This is a genomic window from Streptomyces sp. NPDC044571 (assembly GCF_040647115.1).
Classification (GTDB): domain Bacteria; phylum Actinomycetota; class Actinomycetes; order Streptomycetales; family Streptomycetaceae; genus Streptomyces.
Window position 1 is genome coordinate 1 of record NZ_JBEZBN010000043.1, and the last position, 18,292, is coordinate 18,292.

An 18,292-nucleotide genomic window follows, 5' to 3' on the forward strand; every position below is an offset into this window, starting at 1 on the left:
CGCCCGCCACCCGCCACCCAGCACCTTGAACCCCGTACTGCGGGGCCGGGCGCCGCGCGCCCGCGCCCCCCCCCCCCCTCACCGTTCTGCGCGCTCAACGTTCCGCCCTCTTACCGCCCCCAGCTGTGCCGGTGTCTGATCCTGCGTCATGATGACCGGGTGAGTGTGCTCCCCCTGGTCTTCACCAGCGGCTGGGCCAGCGGGATCAACGCCTACGCCGTGGTCCTCCTGCTCGGCGTCTTCGGCGCGACCGGACTGACCGACGAGGTCCCCACGTCCCTGCAACGCACCGACGTGCTGATCGTCGCTGCCGTGCTGTTCCTCTGCGAGGCCGTAGCCGACAAGATCCCGTACGTGGACTCCGTCTGGGACGCGGTGCACACCGTGATCCGGCCGGTCGCCGGTGGCGTGGTCGGCGCGCTGCTCGCCGGCCAGAGCGGCTCGCTCTCCGACATCGCCGCCGGGGTCATCGGCGGTTCCACCGCGCTCGCCAGCCATTTCGTCAAGGCCGGCACCCGGATGGCGGTCAACACCTCGCCGGAGCCCGTCAGCAACATCGTGCTGAGCACCGCCGAGGACCTCGGCGTGGCCGGCATCGTGACCTTCGCCGTGTTCCACCCCACGGCCGCCGCGATCATCGCGGCCGTCCTGCTGGCCACCGGCCTGGCCGCGCTGTTCTTCCTCTGGAGCAGGATCCGCCGCTTCCTGCGCCGCCGCGCCCAGCGCCGGGAGGAGAAGCGGCTGGCGGGCGTCGGCCGGCTCCCCGGACGGGCCGGGCCACCACCCTGGTGACCGCCTCGATAGGGTCATCCGCATGGCACGAATTGCGGTGATCGGCGCCGGGATGGGCGCGATGGCCACGGCGGCCCGACTGGCCGTGGCAGGGCATCAGGTGACGGTGTACGAGCGGGGCTCCACCCACGGCGGCTCACTGGGACGCCACGAGCGGGACGGCTTCGCCTTCGACACCGGTCCCGGCCTGCTGCACCTTCCCGCCGTCTACCGCGACCTGTTCGTCAAGACGGGCAAGCGCCCCCTGGAGGACTGCGTCGAGCTGGTCCAGGTCGACCCGGCGCTGCGGCACGTCCTCGCCGACGGGACGGAGGTCACCCTCCCGGGCGCCTCCCGCGGCGGGGCCGCCGCCGTCCTCGACCAGTCCTTCGGCGTGGGCGCCGGGGAGCGCTGGAACGGGGTGCTCGGCCGGGCCCGGGACGCCTGGAACGCCACCCGCCGCCCGCTGCTGGAGGAACCCCTGCGCCCCGACTGGCAGGTCCTCGGCCGCGACCCCTACCCCGCCCTGCGCAAGAGCGGCCTGCTGCGCCGCCGGCCGCCGACCCTCGCCGAGGTGGCCGCGCGCGAGCTGGGCGGCGGGCTCGGGGAGCTGCTGGCCGCCCGGGTGCGGGCGTACGGGATCGACCCCGCCACCGCGCCCGCCTCCGCGGCCGTGCTCCCGTACATGGAGCAGACTTTCGGCAGCTGGTACGTGCGCGGCGGGATGCGGGCGCTGGCCACCGCGGTGTACGAGCGCTGCCTGGAGCGGAAGGTGGCCTTCGTCTTCGGCGCGCCGGTACGGGAGGTGCTGGAGCGGGAGGGCCGCGCGGCCGGGCTGCTGCTGGCCGACGGGACGGAGGCGGCCGCGGACTTCGTGGTCTGCGGTGTCGATCCGAGGCCGCTGCGGGTGCCGCTGCCCTCCGGCGGTGTCCCGGCGGACGGTCCGCAGGTGACGAGCCGGTACACGCTCCTGCTCGCGCTGCGCGGCGCCCGCTCCGAGGACGCCGTCCACCGCACCCTGGTCCACTCCGCGGACACGCTGCTCACCGTCCTGCGCCCCGACGACCCCGCCACCCGCCCCGACGCGGACCACGAGACCGTCACCCTGAGCGCGGTGTGCGGTGCGGCGGGCACGGACGAGGCCCCCGACCCGGAGGCGCTGCTCGACCTCGCCGCCCGGGCCGTGCCGGGGCTGCGCGAGCGGCTGCTGTGGTGGGAGGCCCGTACTCCGGCCGATGTCGAGGCCGCCACCGGCGCCCTGGGCGGCGCGGTACCGCCGCCGGCGCTGGCGGGGGCCCAGGGCCGGCTGCTCCGGCCCGCCAACACCACCGCCCTGCCCGGCCTGTTCCTGGCGGGCGGCTGGGCCCACCCCGGCGGCGGGCTCGCGCACGCCGGGATGACGGGGGCGCTGGTGGCCGGGCTGATCGTGGAGGGCGCGGACTTCAAGGGCTCGCAGTGAGCGGCCCGCTGCTCCGCTCGGGCGGAGCAGCGGTGACCGGCTCTCAGTAGCGGTACTGCTCGTACTCCCCGGTGCCCTGGTACGGGTACTGCTGCGGCTGCTGCTGGGGGTACCCGCCCTGCTCCTCCGGGTACGGCTGCGCCACGTCCCGCTGCTGCGGCACCCACACCCCTCCGGGCGGGGTGTCCATCGTGTACGACTGCTGGCCGCCCTGGCTCGCGTAGGGGTCGGGGGTGTAGCCCGATCCGTACGGGGTGTAGTCGTACGGCTGCGGCGGGATGACCCCGCCGCCGGTGCCGATGTACGGGTCGGAGTAGGCGGCGTAGACCTGCTGCTCGCCGCCTCCTGGGTAGCCGGAGTAGTCGTAGCCGCCCTGGGACTGCGGGTCGTAGGCCTGCGCATCGAAGGAGGGGGCGTACTGGTGGGCGTCCTGCTCGGACGCGGTGTACGCCGAGGTGAAGGCGGCGCCCTGTCCCGCGTCCGCGGCGGGGGCGAAGCTCTGTATCCCGTACGAGCCGGTGTCCTCGGGCAGCGGCTCCGGGCTGTAGAACTGCTCGGTCGAGGCCTGGAACTGCGGCTGCGGCGAGGGGGTGGAGTCCCCGGCGTCCTCGTCGGCGTCCACGCCGGGCCCGTCCGGGCCTTCGGCCCCGTACTCCAGGGCGGTCACCTCCAGCGCCGGCTCCGGGCGCGGACCGCCCGCCCGCCGCCGCCGGGTCTGGCGTACGGGCTGACCGCCGCGGCGCAGCGCCCAACCGGCCACGAAGCCCTTGCGGAAGGAGAGCGTGACCAGGGTCTGGCCCACGGCGAAGGCGGCCGCGCCGACCGCGATGACCAGCACCGAGGGCAGCAGCACCCCGGCGACCACGCCGAGGAACCCGGCGAAGGCGAGCAGGCGCCAGCGCAGCCGGGCCTTGTACTGCATCAGGACCTCGGCAAGCAGCCACAGCGCGACGAAACCGAACGCGATGTAGAGGACCGTCATTCCCATGCGTGGCACCTCTCGGTACGGCCGCCCCGGGTACGGCCGATCAGGCCCGCTGGTGCAGGCCCAGGTTCTCGTAGATTTCGAGAGTCGCCGTGGAGTTGTTCAGCGTGATGAAGTGCAGCCCTGGGACACCCTCGGACAGCAGCCGCGCGCAGAACTCCGTGGCGAACTCGATCCCCATGGAGCGTACAGCGGCCGGATCGTCCTTGACGGCGAGCATGCGCTCTTTCACGGCCTCGGGGAAGACCGCGTTGCTGAGTTGGGGCAGCCGGTCGAGCTGCCTGATGTTCACAACAGGCATGACCTCGGGGATGATCGGGGTCTCACAGCCCGCCTTTTCGACGCTGTCGCGCAGCCGCAGATAGTTCTCCGGATCGAAGAACATCTGGGTGATCGCATAGTCCGCACCTGCACGGCATTTGTCCACGAAGTGCCGGATGTCCGTGTCCCAGTCCTCCGAGCGCGGGTGCATGTCGGGGAAGGCCGCGACGCCGACGCAGAAGTCGCCGGACTCCTTGACCAGCCGGACCAGGTCGGCGGCGAAGTGGACGCCCTCGGGGTGCGCCACCCACGGGCCCATGGGGTCGCCCGGCGGGTCTCCGCGCAGGGCCAGCATGTTGCGGATGCCCGCGTCCGCGAACTGGCCGATGACGTGGCGCAGCTCGGCGACCGAGTGGTCGACGGCGGTCAGGTGGGCGACCGGGGTCAGGGTGGTGTCCGCGGCGATCTGCTCGGTGGCCTTGACGGTGCCGCCGCGGGTGGAGCCGCCGGCCCCGTAGGTGACCGAGACGAAGCTCGGCGCGACCGCCTCGATGCGGCGCAGGGCGTTCCAGAGGTTGCGCTCGCCCTTCTCGGTCTTGGGAGCCCAGAACTCGAAGGAGTACGAGGGATCCCCGGACGCCAGAAGGTCACGGACCGTGCGTGCACGATCCGTCCAGGTGGAAGCGGTACCAAGGGCCATACGGGCAGGTTAGACGGGGGGTCGCGGACGCCGAAGCGGCGTCCGCCTTTTGGACAGCCTTTTGGACACCCTCCGCCCGGGGGCTACTGGGAAGCGCGCGCCCGGATCCGCTTGGCCAGCTCGGCCGCGGCCGCTCCCGGGTCGGAGGCCTCGGTCAGGGCGCGCACGACCACGACGCGGGTGGCTCCGGCGTCCAGGACCTCGTCCAGGTTGCCGGCGTCGATCCCGCCGATGGCGAACCAGGGCCGGTCCTGGGTGAGGGAGGCCGCGTACCGGACGAGATCCAGGCCGGGGGCGTGGCGGCCGGGCTTGGTGGGGGTGGGCCAGCAGGGGCCGGCGCAGAAGTAGTCCACGCCGGGTTCCGCGACGGCGGCGTCGACCTCGGACTCGGCGTGGCAGGAGCGCCCGACGAGCACTCCTCCGCCGAGTATCGCGCGGGCGGCGGGCACCGGGATGTCGCCCTGGCCGAGGTGCAGCACGTCGGAGCCGATGGCATGGGCGACGTCGGCGCGGTCGTTCACCGCGAGGAGCTTGCCGTGCCGGCGGGCGGCCTCGGCGAAGACCTGGAGGTGTTCGAGCTCCTCGCCCGCCTCCATGCCCTTGTCGCGGAGCTGGACGATGTCCACTCCGCCGGCCAGGACGGCGTCGAGGAACTCGGGGAGGTCGCCCTGCCGCTTGCGGGCGTCCGTGCACAGGTAGAGCCGGGCGTCGGACAGCTGGGCGTTCGCGGACATGGGTACCCCCCGTGGTGGCGCGGTGCGCGGGCCGCTCGGCCCGCACACCGCGATGGATCGGCCGAGTCCGCTCAGGACCCGGGAATCGGGACTCCGGTCAGAGGGCGAGCGCCTGGGCCCGGCGCTTCACCTCCGTGCCGCGATTCTCCCTCAGGGCCTGCACGGGGGTGCCGGGCAGGGTCGGGTCGGCGGTGAACAGCCACTCCAGCATCTCCTCGTCGGAGAAGCCGTCGTCACGGAGGACGGTCAGCAGGCCGGCCAGGCCCTTGACGACCTTGTCGCCGTCGATGAAGGGGGCGGGTACCTGCAGCGCGCGGTTCTCGCCACGGCGCACGGCGATCAGCTGACCTTCCTTGACCAGCTGGCGGACCCGGGTCACTTCGATGTCGAGCATCTCCGCGATGTCGGGGAGGTACAGCCAGGCGGGGACAAGGGCATCGATCTTTGCGTCAATCTCGGTCACGGACACAAGCCTGCCACCTCGCACCGACACCCGGTACCCGAGCCCGCCCGTCCGGGTCTCCCCGATGCCCCTCCTAGGCGGCCGCCGACTTCAGGGGGGTCTCCGGGTCGCCGACCTTGGCGGGATCGAGGGGGGTGCCCGTCTCGATCAGCTTGCGGCCCTGCGCCAGGTCCCGGGGGCGGCCCACCGCCAGGAGCGCCACCAGCGCCCCGTCGCGGAGCCAGCACACCGACCACGTGGGCTCGGCCGGGTCCCCGCGCCACAGCAGGGTGTCCGCACCGGCGTGGTGTCCCGCGTACTGCACGAACCGGCCGAACTGCTCCGACCAGAAGTACGGGACCGGGTCGTACACCTGCACGGGCTCGCCCGCCAGGATGTTCGCCGCCACCACCCGCGGCCCCTGGAGCGCGTTGTCCCAGTGGTGCACCAGGAGCCGCGCCCCGTACCGCGCCGACGGGAAGGACGCGCAGTCCCCCACCGCGTACACGCCGGGCAGCGCGGTCCGCAGGTGCGCGTCGGCCACCACCGCGCCGTCGGGCCCGAGCTCCACGCCCGATCCCGCCAGCCAGCCCGTCGCCGGCCGGGCCCCGATGCCCACGACCACCGCGCCCGCAGCCAGCTCCCGGCCGTCCGCCAGCAGGACCCGGCCGGGCTCCACCGAGGCCACCTTGGTGCCGGTCAGCAGTTCGGCCCCCGCCTCCTCGTACCAGCGGGCCATCGGGGCGGCGACCTCCCCGGGCAGTGCCCCGGCCAGCACCCGGTCGGCCGCCTCGACCACCGTCACGGCGCAGCCCGCCTCCCGCGCGGCGGTGGCGAACTCCGCCCCGATCCAGCCCGCCCCGACCACGACCGCCGCCGGGGCGGTCGCCAGCACCGGGCGCAGCCGGGCCGCGTCGTCCAGGGTGCGCAGCAGGTGCACGCCGGGGACGCCCTCGGCGCCCGGCAGGGTCAGCGGTTCGGCACCGGTGGCCAGCACGAGGACCTCGTACGGGACCGGACCCGCCTCGGTGTCGAGTTCGCGGTCGGCGGCGCGCAGGGCGGTCACCTCCGTGCCGAGCCGGAGCTCGATCCCCAGCCCTTCGAAGTCCACGTCGAAGGCGGAGTCCTCGGCCTTGCCGAGCAGGACCGCCTTGGACAGCGGGGGCCGGTCGTAGGGCTGGTGGGGTTCGGCGCCCAGCAGGGTCAGGGGGCCGGTCCAGCCCTGCTCCCGCAGGGCGACCGCGGTCTGCACCCCGGCCATTCCGGCGCCGACGATGACGATGCCGCTCTCAGTCTTTTCCGTCTGCTCGCTCACGCCGCCCACCCTAGCCACCTGACAGCCCATCAGGAACGGAGGCCGGGGAAGCCGCCTTACCGGAGGGCGGCGCCAGGGTTAGTCTGGCCACCGTACCTATCGCGGGAGTCCGGGCGTACCGGGCTGAGAGGGAGGCTGGCCGGCCTCCGACCGTACGAACCTGATCCGGGTCATGCCGGCGAAGGGAGGGGCTGGACGCCCATGCACTCATCTCGAAAGGGATCCGACGTCCTCGTCATCGGGGGCGGGATCATCGGCCTGGTCACCGCCTGGCGGGCCGCCCGGCGCGGACTGCGCACCGTGCTCGCCGATCCGGCCCCGGGCGGCGGGGCCGCCTGGGTCGCGGCGGGCATGCTGGCCGCCGTCACCGAGCTCCACTACGGCGAGGAGACCCTGCTGGGCCTCAACCTGGCCTCCGCCGCCCGCTATCCGGAGTTCGCCGCCGAGCTGGCCGAGGCGAGCGGCGGCATGGACATCGGCTACCGCGCCTGCGGCACCCTCGCCGTGGCCCTCGACGCCGACGACCGCCTCCACCTGCGCGAACTGCACGCGTTGCAGCGCCGCTGCGGACTGGAGTCCGAGTGGCTCACCGGCCGCGAGTGCCGGCGCCTGGAGCCGATGCTGGCCCCGGGCGTACGGGGCGGGCTGCGGGTCGACGGCGACCACCAGGTCGACCCGCGCCGGCTGGCGGCCGCGCTGCTGGCCGCCTGCGAGGGCGCGGGGGTGGAGATCCACCGGGCGGGCGCGCGGCGGCTGGTGGTGAGCGCCGACCGGGCCGCGGGGGCGGAGCTCGACGACGGCACGCTGCTGGGGGCGGACCAGGTGGTGCTGGCTGCCGGTTCGCTCAGCGGGAGGCTGGACGGCGTACCGGCGCAGGTGCTGCCTCCGGTGCGGCCGGTGAAGGGGCAGGTGCTGCGGCTCGCGGTGCCGGCGGCGTACGCGCCGTTCCTGTCCCGCACGGTGCGGGCGGTCGTACGCGGCAGCCACGTCTACCTGGTGCCGCGGGAGAACGGCGAGCTCGTCGTCGGCGCCACCAGCGAGGAACTCGGCTGGGACACCACGGTCACCGCCGGCGGGGTCTACGAACTCCTGCGGGACGCCCACGAATTGGTGCCCGGCATCACCGAACTGCCGCTGACCGAGACCCGGGCCGGGCTGCGCCCCGGCTCCCCCGACAACGCCCCGCTGCTCGGCCCGACCGACCTGCCGGGTCTGCACCTGGCCACCGGGCACTACCGCAACGGGGTGCTGCTGACCCCGCTGACCGGCGATGTGATGGCCCAGCTGCTGGCCACCGGCACGGTGGCGGAGCTCGCCCGGCCGTTCAGCCCCCGCCGCTTCAGTTCCGCACGCGAGGAGTCGTACGCATGACCATCTCCGTCAACGGCGAGCCGCGCGAGATCGCGGCCGGCACCACGCTCGACGCCGTGGTCGCCACCCTGACCGCGGCCCCGTCCGGTGTCGCGGCCGCCCTCAACGAGACCGTGGTCCCGCGCGGCCAGTGGCCCCTCACGCCGGTGGGCGAGGGCGACCGCGTCGAGGTTCTCACCGCGGTGCAGGGGGGCTGAGCCATGGCCGACGACGTCTTCGCACTGGGCGACCGGACCTTCTCCTCCCGCCTGATCATGGGTACGGGAGGGGCGCCGAGCCTGGAGATCCTGGAACGGGCCCTGATCGCCTCGGGGACCGAACTCACGACGGTGGCGATGCGGCGCCTGGACCCCACGGTCAAGGGATCCGTCCTCTCGCTGCTCTCCAAGCTGGGCATCGCGGTCCTGCCGAACACGGCGGGCTGCTTCACGGCGGGCGAGGCCGTGCTCACGGCGCGGCTCGCGCGGGAGGCGCTGGGCACGGACTGGATCAAGCTGGAGGTCATCGCGGACGAGCGGACGCTCCTGCCGGACGGGGAGGAGCTGCTGGCGGCGGCCGAGACCCTGGTCGACGAGGGCTTCACCGTGCTGCCGTACACGAACGACGACCCGGTGCTGGCGCGCAAGCTGGAGGACGCCGGCTGTGCGGCGATCATGCCGCTGGGCTCCCCGATCGGGTCGGGGATGGGGATCCGCAACCCCCACAACTTCGAGTTGATCGCGGAGCGGGCCGGGGTCCCGGTGATCCTGGACGCGGGGGCGGGCACGGCGTCGGACGCGGCGCTGGCGATGGAGCTGGGGTGCGCGGCGGTCATGCTGGCCTCGGCGGTCACCCGGGCGCAGGCGCCCGTCCTCATGGCCGCGGCCATGCGCGACGCGGTGTCGGCGGGCCGGCTGGCCCACCGGGCGGGCCGCATCCCCCAGCGCCGCTTCGCGGAGGCCTCCTCCCCCGCGGAGGGCCGTGCCGCCCTGGACCCGGAGCGCCCGGCGTTCTGACGGGCCGCCGCTGCGCGCGCCCGGGCCCGCGCAGCGGCACCGGACGGCGTCGGCCACGTCACAGGTGCGCTGCAAGCCGGACCACCGAGCCCGGCGGCAGCTGACCGGCTCGTAGAATCCCCGGGTGGACACGACCCTGGACGACCCCCTCGTCGGGCAGACGCTCGACGACCGCTACCGCATCGACGCCCGCATCGCGGCCGGCGGCATGGCAACGGTCTACCGGGCCGTCGACACCCGCCTCGACCGCGTCCTGGCCCTGAAGGTCATGCACCCGGCCCTCGCCGCCGACATCGCCTTCGTCGACCGCTTCATCCGCGAGGCCAAGTCCGTGGCGCGCCTCGCCCACCCCAACGTGGTCGCCGTCTTCGACCAGGGCACCGACGGGCCGTACACGTACCTCGCCATGGAGTACGTCTCCGGCTGCACGCTGCGTGACGTGCTCCGTGAGCGCGGCGCCCTCCAGCCGCGCGCCGCGCTCGACATCCTCGAACCCGTCCTCGCCGCCCTCGGCGCCGCCCACCGGGCCGGGTTCGTGCACCGCGACATGAAGCCCGAGAACGTCCTGATAGGCGACGACGGCCGGGTCAAGGTGGCCGACTTCGGGCTCGTCCGCTCCGTGGACTCGGTCACCCACACCACCGGCTCCGTCCTCGGCACCGTCTCCTACCTCGCCCCCGAGCAGATCGAGAACGGCGTCGCCGACACCCGCGTGGACGTGTACGCCTGCGGCGTCGTCCTGTACGAGATGCTCACCGGCTCCAAGCCGCACACCGGCGGCACCGCCGCGCAGGTGCTCTACCAGCACCTCCACGAGGACGTGCCGCCCCCGTCGGCCGCCGTCCCCGGACTGCCGGCCGCCCTGGACGGGCTCGTCGCGCAGGCCACCGCCCGCAACCCCGAGCTGCGCCCCTACGACGCCGCCGCCCTCCTCGGCGCCACCCTCGACGCCCGGGCGCAGCTCAGCGACATCGAGCTGGACGCCGTACCGCCGCAGGCGCGCGCCGAGGAGCGGTCCGCCGCCGAGGACCGCACCAGCGTGATCCCGCGGCCGGTCGCGGCGCAGCCGCCCCTGCACCAGACCTCCCGGCTGGCGACGCCGCCGATTCCGCCGCCGTCCGGGCCCTCCGGGTCGTCCGCCGCGCAGGGCCGCTCCCGCCGCGGCCTGTTCCTCGTCGTCGCGGGCGTGCTGCTCGCCCTCGGCCTGGGCACCGGTGTCTGGTACATCAACTCGGGGCAGTTCACCAAGGTGCCCAATCTGCTGGGCAAGACCGAGGCCCAGGCCAAGTCGGAGCTGTCGGCGGCCGGTCTCGGGGTGAAGCGGGTCGACCGGAAGTTCAGCGACGCCTTCGACCGCGGGACCGTCATGAACAGCGATCCGCAGGGCGGCAAGCGCATCCGCGGCAACGGCGCGGTGGTGCTGACCATCTCGCGCGGCCCGGAGGTCGTCGTCGTACCGGACGTGAAGGGCCGGCCGCTGGAGGAGGCCAAGGCCGAGCTGACCAAGAGCGGCCTGGCCCCCGGCCTGGTCACCCAGGCGTTCAGCCAGGACGTCGCGCAGGGCTCGGTGATCGGCACCAACCCGGGGGGCGGCCAGAAGCGGGCGCCCGACACCGCCGTCGCGCTCGTGGTCAGCAAGGGCCGCCCCGTCCAGGTGCCGAACGTGGCCGGAAGGCCGGTGGACCAGGCGCGGGCGGCGCTCCAGGACCTCGGCCTGAAGGTGGAGACGGCCGCCGAGGAGGTCAACTCGCCCTCCCCCGCCGGCACGGTGGCCAACCAGTCGATCGGCGCGGGTGCCCAGGCCGCGGCCGGGGACACGGTGGTGCTCACCGTCTCGAAGGGCCCCCGCCAGCTCCCGGTGCCGAACGTGACCGGCCAGGAGGTGGACGCGGCCCGCAAGATCCTGGAGGCGGCCGGCTTCAAGGTGAAGGTAGAGCGGCCCTTCCTCTCCTTCAGCAACACCGTGGAGGCCCAGTCGGTGCCGGGCGGCCAGAACGCTCCCGAGGGCGGCACGATCATCCTGCGCACCAAGGGGCTGTAAGCGTCATGGAACAGGCCGTACGCAATCCCGTCGGCGGACACGTCCCGGTCGCCGGCGGACTCGCCTCGGTGGGACTGGCCTACGCCCGGCAGATGGGCGCCGAGGCCGTGCAGGTCTTCGTGGCCAATCCGCGCGGGTGGGCCACACCCGTCGGCAATCCCGCGCAGGACGCCCTGTTCCGCGAGGGGTGCGCTGCCGGGGCCATGCCGGCCTACGTGCACGCCCCCTATCTGATCAACTTCGGCTCGCACACCGCGGCGACCGTCGAGAAGTCGGTGGAGTCCCTGCGCCACTCGTTGCGCCGGGGCCGGGAGATCGGGGCGCTCGGGGTGGTGGTGCACACCGGCTCGGCGACCGGGGGACGCCCGCGCGAGCTCGCGTACGCGCAGGTCAGGGAACACATGCTGCCGCTGCTGGACGAGCTGACGCACGAGGACGACCCCTTCCTCCTGCTGGAGTCCACGGCCGGCCAGGGCTCCTCGCTGTGCTCCCGGACCTGGGACTTCGGCCCGTACTTCGAGGCGCTCGACCACCACCCGAAGCTCGGGATCTGCCTGGACACCTGCCACATCTTCGCCGCCGGGCACGACCTGGCCGAGCCGGGCGGCGTGAAGCAGACGCTGGACCTGCTGGTGGACACGGTGGGCGAGGGGCGGCTGAAGCTGATCCACGCCAACGACTCCAAGGAGGGCGTGGGCGCCCACAAGGACCGGCACGCCAACATCGGCCAGGGCCACATCGGCCGGGAGGCCTTCGGCGAGCTCTTCACCCACCCGGCGATGGAGGGCGTACCGCTGATCATCGAGACGCCCGGCGGCCCGGAGGGACACGCGGCGGACGTGGCGCTGCTGAAGGAGCTGCGCGAGATCCACTGATCCGCGAGAGCGTTGAGGAATACCCCCGGGGGGTATACGGTTTCTGCTCATTGGCAGAACCGTTCTCCGGCGTTCCCTGGGGGGTTGCGATGAACCACGTCCACGAAGAGCACGAGCACCACGGCCACCACGGGCACCACCAGCGCCACGGGCGGGTCAGCTGGGCGACGGCCGCCCGGGCCACCCTGCACTGCCTGACCGGGTGCGCCATCGGCGAGGTGCTCGGCATGGTCATCGGCACCGCCTTCGGCTGGGGGAACGCGCCCACCATGGTCCTGGCGATCGTCCTGGCGTTCTTCTTCGGCTACGCGCTCACGCTGCGCGGGATCCTCGCGGCCGGCGTGGGACTGCGTACCGCCGTCCGGGTGGCGCTGGCCGCCGACACCCTCTCGATCGCCGTCATGGAACTGATCGACAACGGGGTGATCGCCCTGTGGCCGGGGGCGATGGACGCCCACCTGGCGGAGGCACTGTTCTGGATCGCGCTGGCGGTCTCGCTCGTGCTCGCCTTCCTCGTCACCACACCGGTCAACAAATGGATGATCGGCCGCGGCAAGGGCCACGCGGTCGTCCACCGGTACCACCACTAGCTACGGCGGCGGGCTACAGCTCGGGGCCGTCCCCCGGCTCCTCCTGGTACGAGTAGCGCTGCTCGCGCCAGGGGTCGCCGATGTTGTGGTAGCCGCGCTCCTCCCAGAAGCCGCGGCGGTCGGCGGTCATGTACTCCACGCCGCGCACCCACTTCGGACCCTTCCAGGCGTACAGGTGGGGCACCACGAGCCGCAGCGGGAAACCGTGTTCGGCGGTGAGCAGCTCGCCGCCCTGGTGGGTGGCGAAAACCGTACGCTCGGAGGCGAAGTCGGCCAGCCGCATATTGGAGCTGAAGCCGTACTCGGCCCACACCATCACATGCGTGACCTGCGGGGCAGGCGGCGCCAGGTCGAGGATGCGGCGGGCGAGCACACCGCCCCATTCGGCGCCCGGCATGCTGAATTTGGTCACGCAGTGCAGGTCCGCGACGACCGAGTCGAACGGCAGGGCCGTGAACTCCTCGTGGTTCCAGCAGTGCTTCTCGCCGTCCGCGGTGGCGCCGAAGACGCGGAACTCCCAGCGGTCGGGCTTGAACTTGGGCACCGGACCGTAATGGGTGACCGGCCAGCCGCGCTGCAACCGCTGCCCCGGTGGAAGCTCCGGCTGATCTGCTCCCGGAGATTCCCGGCTTTCCGGCTGACCCATGCCTCCATGGTGACAGACGCCGCGGGGTGGTCACGACCAGGTGCGAGACGATTCGGGCAAGTCATGGTAACTCCCACTAAGGAGGCACTTACTGGACGACCTCTTGCGGCGGTGCAAGGATGCGCGCACTGCCCCGTCACGTGCTGACATTGCCTGGAAGGAGCCTCTGCGATGCAGGGCGACCCCGAGGTCCTCGAGTTTCTGAACGAGCAGCTGACCGGCGAGCTCACGGCGATCAACCAGTACTGGCTCCACTACCGGATCCAGGACAACAAGGGTTGGACCAAGCTCGCCGAATACACCCGCAGCGAGTCCATCGACGAGATGAAGCACGCCGACCGGCTCACCGAACGCATCCTCATGCTGGACGGGCTGCCGAACTACCAGCGCCTCTTCCACGTCCGGGTCGGCCAGACCCTGACGGAGATGTTCCAGGCGGACCGGCAGGTCGAGGTCGAGGCGATCGACCGGCTCAGGCGCGGGATCGAGGTGATGCGCGGCAAGGGGGACGTCACCTCGGCGCGTCTGTTCGAGGACATCCTGGCCGACGAGGAGCACCACATCGACTACCTCGACACGCAGCTGGAGCTCATCGAGAGCATCGGTGAGGCGCTCTACATCGCGCAGCTGATCGAACAGCCGGAGAGCTGAGCCCGAAGGCACCGGGCTCGGGTATCGCCCGCCGGACGCGGGGCGCCGGCCCTACGCGGCTTCGGCGAGCTCCGGGGCCGCGGCGAGGACGGCAGTCGCCCTGCCCTTCTCCAGCAGCTCGCGGCGCGGGCACGCTCCGCGGCCGAGCAGGCCCTGGATCGTGCGGACGCACGAGCCGCAATCGGTGCCGGCCTTCGTGGCCGAGGCGATCTGGCGCGGGGTGCAGGCCCCGGCGGCCGCGTGTTCCTTGACCTGCTGGTCGGTTACCCCGAAGCAAGAGCAGACGTACACGCGGTTCACCTCCCTGACAGGAACGGTCGTGAGCCATCCCCATTCGGTGAGGCTTACCTAACCGTACCCAAAGTGAGGCTTGCCTAAAAGACCCGGGAACGACAGTGGGGCGCGGATCACACGGATCCGCGCCCCACCGTCATGGAGTGCTTACTGGTCCCGGTACATCTCGGCGACCAGGAACGCCAGGTCCAGGGACTGGCTGCGGTTCAGCCGCGGGTCGCAGGCCGTCTCGTAGCGCTGGTGCAGGTCGTCGACGAAGATCTCGTCGCCCCCGCCCACGCACTCGGTGACGTCGTCGCCGGTCAGCTCCACGTGGATGCCGCCCGGGTGGGTTCCCAGGCCCTTGTGGACCTCGAAGAAGCCCTTGACCTCGTCGAGCACGTCGTCGAAACGGCGCGTCTTGTGGCCGGAGGCGGCCTCGAAGGTGTTGCCGTGCATCGGGTCGGTCACCCAGGCGACGGTCGCGCCCGAGGCGGTGACCTTCTCGACCAGCTCGGGGAGCTTGTCGCGGACCTTGTCGGCGCCCATGCGGACGACGAAGGTCAGCCGGCCCGGCTCGCGCTCGGGGTCCAGCCGGTCGATGTAGGTCAGGGCCTCGTCCACCGTGGTGGTGGGGCCGAGCTTGATGCCGATCGGGTTGGCGATCTGCGAGCAGAACTCGATGTGCGCGTGGTCCAGCTGGCGCGTGCGCTCACCGATCCAGACCATGTGGCCGGAGGTGTCGTACAGCTTGCCGGTCCGCGAGTCGGTGCGGGTCAGCGCGCCCTCGTAGTCCAGCAGCAGCGCCTCGTGGGAGGCGTAGAACTCGACGGCCTTGAACTCGGCCGGGTCGGTGCCGCAGGCCTTCATGAAGTTCAGCGCGTTGTCGATCTCCCGCGCAAGCTGCTCGTAGCGCTGCCCGGACGGCGAGGACTTCACGAAGTCCTGGTTCCAGGCGTGCACCTGGCGCAGGTCGGCGTAACCGCCGGTGGTGAAGGCGCGCACCAGGTTCAGCGTCGAGGCGGACGCGTGGTACATGCGCTTCAGCCGCTCGGGGTCCGGGATCCGGGCCTCTTCGGTGAAGGCGAAGCCGTTGACGGAGTCACCGCGGTAGGTCGGCAGGGTGACGCCGTCGCGGGTCTCGGTGTCCTTGGAGCGGGGCTTGGAGTACTGGCCGGCGATACGGCCGACCTTGACGACGGGCACGGAGGCCGCGTACGTCAGTACGGCGCTCATCTGGAGCAGCGTCTTCAGCTTGGCGCGGATGTGCTCGGCGGAGACGGCGTCGAAGGCCTCGGCACAGTCGCCGCCCTGAAGCAGGAACGCCTCGCCCTTGGCGACGGCTCCCAGACGGGCGCGCAGCTGGTCGCACTCACCCGCGAAAACGAGGGGAGGATACGATTCGAGGTCCGCGACGACAGCGCGCAGGGCCTCGGCATCGGGGTACGAAGGCTGCTGCGCCGCGGGAAGGTCTCGCCAGGTCGCCTTGACGGCGGGGGCGTGGGTTTCAGCGTTCACGGTCACCTCGTACACATTACGGCGTTACGCCCGGGGTCCAGCCCGGGGACCACTACGTGAGACGGATGTCCCTGCCAGTGTTACTCGCCCGTCGCTCCGACGTGTCGGCTAGGGTGCAGCACATGTACGCGCTCTCCCTCCAGAACTGGTGGTGGCCCGCTCCCGGCGGCTCACCCCTCGCGCGTACCCACTGACACGAGCGAAGCGAAGGCCGCCCCCAGGGGCGGCCTTCGTGCTTGCGGGCCGGGCCGTCCCTCTCCACCGGAAGGACGACCACCCCATGGCACCCAGCCTGCTCCCCGACCTGCAGCGCCTGCTCGACGACGCCTGCCCGCCGTTCGCCCTGCTGCGCCGGCGCACCCCCGGCCGCGACCACGACACCGTCGAGGTGCTGATCGGCGCCGTCCACGAGGCGGGGCACCTGGCCGAGCTCCCGGTCCGGGAGCTGCCCACCCTCGCCCTGGTGCCGTTCCGCCAGATCCGGGAGCGCGGCTTCGACGTACGCGACGACGGCACGCCGCTGGCCGTGCTGGTCGCCGAGGAGGCGTACGAGCTCCCCCTCGCGCAGGCGGTGGCGGCGCTGCCGGACCACGCGGTACGGGTGGAGGGCGGCGGCTTCGACGTACCCGACGAGGAGTACGCGGCCACGGTCGAGCGCGTGATCCGGGAGGAGATCGGCCGCGGCGAGGGGGCGAACTTCGTCATCCGGCGCACCTACGAGGGCCGGATCGAGGGCTTCGGCCGGGCCGACGCGCTGGCGCTGTTCCGGCGGCTGCTCCTCGGCGAGCGGGGCGCGTACTGGACGTACGTCGTCCACACCGGGGACCGCACCCTGGTCGGGGCCAGCCCCGAGGTGCACGTGCGGATGTCCGGCGGCACCGTCGTGATGAACCCGATCAGCGGCACGTACCGGTACCCGGCCGGGGGGCCGACCGCCGAGTCCCTGCTCTCCTTCCTCGGCGACCGCAAGGAGACCGAGGAGCTGTCGATGGTGGTCGACGAGGAGCTGAAGATGATGTGCACCGTCGGCGACCGGGGCGGGGTCGTCGTCGGGCCGCGGCTGAAGGAGATGGCGCACCTCGCGCACACCGAGTACGAGCTGCGGGGACGCTCCTCGCTGGACGTGCGGGAGGTGCTGCGGGAGACGATGTTCGCGGCGACGGTGACCGGTTCGCCGGTGCAGAACGCCTGCCGGGTGATCGAGCGGTACGAGTCCGGCGGCCGCGGCTACTACGCGGGCGCCCTGGCCCTGCTGGGCGTGGACGGGACGGGGTCCCAGACCCTGGACTCCCCGATCCTCATCCGGACGGCCGACATCGCGCCGGACGGCACGCTTCGGGTGCCGGTCGGGGCGACCCTGGTCCGGCACTCCGACCCGGCGGGCGAGGTCGCCGAGACCCACGCGAAGGCGGCGGGCGTGCTGGCGGCCCTCGGGGTCCGCCCGGCGGCGCCCCGCCCGGAGCCCGCGGCGGCCGGACTGGCGGCGGACCCCCGGGTCCAGGCGGCCCTGGCGGACCGGCGGCGCGACCTGGCGCCGTTCTGGCTGCGGATGCAGGAGCGGCCGGCCGCGGTGACGGGGCATGCGCTGGTGGTCGACGGCGAGGACACCTTCACGGCGATGCTGGCCCACGTCCTGCGGGTGGCCGGGGTGGAGGTGACCGTACGCCGCTACGACGATCCGGGGCTGCGGGCGGCCGCCCTGGCCTGGGACGGTCCGGTCGTGCTGGGCCCCGGCCCGGGGAACCCGGCGGATCCCGGGGATCCCAAGATGCGGATGCTGCGCGGGCTGGCCGGGGGACTCCTCGGCTCGCACCGGGGCGGCCTGCTCGGGGTCTGCCTGGGCCATGAGCTGCTGGCGGCGGAGCTCGGGCTGCCGCTGGTCCGCAAGGCGGAGCCGGCGCAGGGGGCGCAGACGCGGATCGACCTGTTCGGGACGCCGGAGGTGGTCGGGTTCTACAACACCTTCACGGCGCACTGCTCCGGCGAGCGGGCCGCCGACCTGGCGGGGCGGGGTGTGGAGGTCGCCCGCGACCCGGCCACGGGCGAGGTCCACGCGCTCCGCTCGGCCGCGGGCGGCTTCGCGGGGGTGCAGTTCCACCCGGAGTCCGTGCTGACCCTGCGGGGGGCCGAGCTGCTGCGGGGCCTGCTGGCCGGCGTCCGGACGGCCGCCCCGGCGTAGCCGCCGCACGGCGCGGCCGCGCGCGGCGGGACGGCCGTCGGCGCGGGCGGCTCGGGCGCACCCGGGACGGCCGTCGGCGCGGCCCCGGGTCAGGTGCTCGGCCGGCCCACCGTCGTGCGGCGGCGGGCCCGTACCGCGCGGACGGCCTTGCCGCCGAGGACCACGCCGGTCAGAACCAGGCCCGCGCCGAAGAGGTGGAGGCTGCCCAGCGCACCGCCGACGGTGAGGACGAGCCCGGCGCCCTGGTCGGCCGCGTCCCACCGGACGCGGGCCCGGCCGCCGGGCTCCGCCCGGCGCAGTCGGCGGATCTCGCGCACCAGGGCGGCGAGCGTCAGGCAGGCGAGGCCTGCGAAGGTCCAGCGCACGGTCTCGGGGAAGTCCACGCGCCGAATGTAGGCCCCCGGCAGCCCGTCCCCGGTGGCCGTCCGGTGAACGGGGCGGGAAATCCGGGCGCCGGGGGCCGGGCACCTGCCCCCTCTTCACCCC

General features: G+C 73.2%; 19 protein-coding genes and 1 riboswitch. Of the genes, 10 read left to right on the forward strand and 9 right to left on the reverse strand.

All coding sequences use genetic code 11. The annotated features are described in order from the left end of the window. Positions 1-159 precede the first annotated feature (159 nt). Together AB0B01_RS22135 and AB0B01_RS22140 are read left to right on the forward strand one after the other, a co-directional pair. Positions 160-792, forward strand: coding sequence for a DUF4126 domain-containing protein (locus tag AB0B01_RS22135; RefSeq protein ID WP_361721649.1), 633 nt, complete (start codon positions 160-162; stop codon positions 790-792). 22 nt (positions 793-814) lie between these two features. Further along, positions 815-2,230, forward strand: coding sequence for an NAD(P)/FAD-dependent oxidoreductase (locus AB0B01_RS22140; protein ID WP_361721652.1), 1,416 nt, complete (start codon positions 815-817; stop codon positions 2,228-2,230). 43 nt (positions 2,231-2,273) lie between these two features. Here the strand turns inward: AB0B01_RS22140 and AB0B01_RS22145 are convergent, their stop codons facing one another. The 5 genes from AB0B01_RS22145 to AB0B01_RS22165 all read right to left on the reverse strand — a co-directional run bounded on the left by AB0B01_RS22145 (position 2,274) and on the right by AB0B01_RS22165 (position 6,667). After that, positions 2,274-3,218, reverse strand: a complete 945-nt coding sequence (locus AB0B01_RS22145) for a hypothetical protein (RefSeq protein WP_361721655.1) — start codon at positions 3,216-3,218, stop codon at positions 2,274-2,276. A 40-nt stretch (positions 3,219-3,258) separates the two neighbouring features. Then, positions 3,259-4,176: a methylenetetrahydrofolate reductase [NAD(P)H] gene (gene metF, locus AB0B01_RS22150; protein WP_361721658.1), complete on the reverse strand. Its 918-nt coding sequence runs from the start codon at positions 4,174-4,176 to the stop codon at positions 3,259-3,261. Positions 4,177-4,259: 83 nt separating this feature from the next. Beyond that, entirely contained in the window at positions 4,260-4,910 is a 651-nt protein-coding gene (thiE, locus tag AB0B01_RS22155; protein WP_361721661.1) for a thiamine phosphate synthase, read from the reverse strand. Positions 4,911-5,007: 97 nt separating this feature from the next. Beyond that, the gene (locus AB0B01_RS22160; protein ID WP_361721664.1) at positions 5,008-5,373 is read right to left on the reverse strand and encodes an Rv2175c family DNA-binding protein; all 366 of its coding nucleotides are present in this window, start codon (positions 5,371-5,373) and stop codon (positions 5,008-5,010) included. A gap of 73 nt (positions 5,374-5,446) precedes the next feature. After that, positions 5,447-6,667 carry an FAD-dependent oxidoreductase gene (locus AB0B01_RS22165; RefSeq protein WP_361721667.1) on the reverse strand — a complete coding sequence of 407 codons (1,221 nt, stop codon included), beginning with the start codon at positions 6,665-6,667 and terminating at the stop codon, positions 5,447-5,449. Between the two features lie 91 nt (positions 6,668-6,758). Then, a riboswitch (TPP riboswitch) is annotated at positions 6,759-6,871 on the forward strand. Here AB0B01_RS22165 and thiO point away from each other — a divergent pair. The 6 genes from thiO to AB0B01_RS22195 all read left to right on the forward strand — a co-directional run bounded on the left by thiO (position 6,869) and on the right by AB0B01_RS22195 (position 12,539). Further along, the gene (gene thiO, locus AB0B01_RS22170) at positions 6,869-8,038 is read left to right on the forward strand and encodes a glycine oxidase ThiO (RefSeq protein WP_361721670.1); all 1,170 of its coding nucleotides are present in this window, start codon (positions 6,869-6,871) and stop codon (positions 8,036-8,038) included. Its footprint overlaps the riboswitch before it by 3 nt. Continuing rightward, entirely contained in the window at positions 8,035-8,235 is a 201-nt protein-coding gene (gene thiS, locus AB0B01_RS22175; protein WP_030156043.1) for a sulfur carrier protein ThiS, read from the forward strand. The genes thiO and thiS overlap by 4 nt, the downstream gene beginning before the upstream one ends. Before the next feature lie 3 nt (positions 8,236-8,238). Then, a complete protein-coding gene (locus tag AB0B01_RS22180) occupies positions 8,239-9,033 on the forward strand; it encodes a thiazole synthase (RefSeq protein ID WP_361721673.1) in 795 nt (264 codons plus the stop codon). 124 nt (positions 9,034-9,157) lie between these two features. Beyond that, positions 9,158-11,074, forward strand: a complete 1,917-nt coding sequence (gene pknB / locus AB0B01_RS22185; protein WP_361721676.1) for a Stk1 family PASTA domain-containing Ser/Thr kinase — start codon at positions 9,158-9,160, stop codon at positions 11,072-11,074. Positions 11,075-11,079: 5 nt separating this feature from the next. Next, positions 11,080-11,949, forward strand: a complete 870-nt coding sequence (locus AB0B01_RS22190) for a deoxyribonuclease IV (protein WP_361721679.1) — start codon at positions 11,080-11,082, stop codon at positions 11,947-11,949. 89 nt (positions 11,950-12,038) lie between these two features. Beyond that, positions 12,039-12,539 (forward strand): DUF4396 domain-containing protein, encoded by a 501-nt coding sequence (locus tag AB0B01_RS22195; RefSeq protein WP_361721682.1) that lies wholly within the window; start codon positions 12,039-12,041, stop codon positions 12,537-12,539. Positions 12,540-12,552: 13 nt separating this feature from the next. On the opposite strand, the gene AB0B01_RS22200 is transcribed toward AB0B01_RS22195, so the two are convergent. Beyond that, positions 12,553-13,185, reverse strand: coding sequence for a sulfite oxidase-like oxidoreductase (locus AB0B01_RS22200; protein WP_361721684.1), 633 nt, complete (start codon positions 13,183-13,185; stop codon positions 12,553-12,555). A 171-nt stretch (positions 13,186-13,356) separates the two neighbouring features. On the opposite strand from AB0B01_RS22200, the gene bfr reads away from it, so the two are divergent. Next, positions 13,357-13,836 carry a bacterioferritin gene (gene bfr / locus AB0B01_RS22205; protein WP_356853755.1) on the forward strand — a complete coding sequence of 160 codons (480 nt, stop codon included), beginning with the start codon at positions 13,357-13,359 and terminating at the stop codon, positions 13,834-13,836. Positions 13,837-13,887: 51 nt separating this feature from the next. On the opposite strand, the gene AB0B01_RS22210 is transcribed toward bfr, so the two are convergent. After that, positions 13,888-14,136, reverse strand: a complete 249-nt coding sequence (locus AB0B01_RS22210) for a (2Fe-2S)-binding protein (protein ID WP_361721687.1) — start codon at positions 14,134-14,136, stop codon at positions 13,888-13,890. Between the two features lie 141 nt (positions 14,137-14,277). Continuing rightward, a complete protein-coding gene (locus AB0B01_RS22215; RefSeq protein ID WP_361721690.1) occupies positions 14,278-15,633 on the reverse strand; it encodes a class II 3-deoxy-7-phosphoheptulonate synthase in 1,356 nt (451 codons plus the stop codon). A 274-nt stretch (positions 15,634-15,907) separates the two neighbouring features. Between AB0B01_RS22215 and AB0B01_RS22220 the strand changes: the two genes are divergently transcribed. After that, positions 15,908-17,806 carry an anthranilate synthase family protein gene (locus tag AB0B01_RS22220; RefSeq protein WP_361721693.1) on the forward strand — a complete coding sequence of 633 codons (1,899 nt, stop codon included), beginning with the start codon at positions 15,908-15,910 and terminating at the stop codon, positions 17,804-17,806. 89 nt (positions 17,807-17,895) lie between these two features. Here AB0B01_RS22220 and AB0B01_RS22225 read toward each other — a convergent pair whose 3' ends face one another. Continuing rightward, the gene (locus AB0B01_RS22225) at positions 17,896-18,189 is read right to left on the reverse strand and encodes a hypothetical protein (protein ID WP_361721696.1); all 294 of its coding nucleotides are present in this window, start codon (positions 18,187-18,189) and stop codon (positions 17,896-17,898) included. Positions 18,190-18,292: the final 103 nt, after the last annotated feature.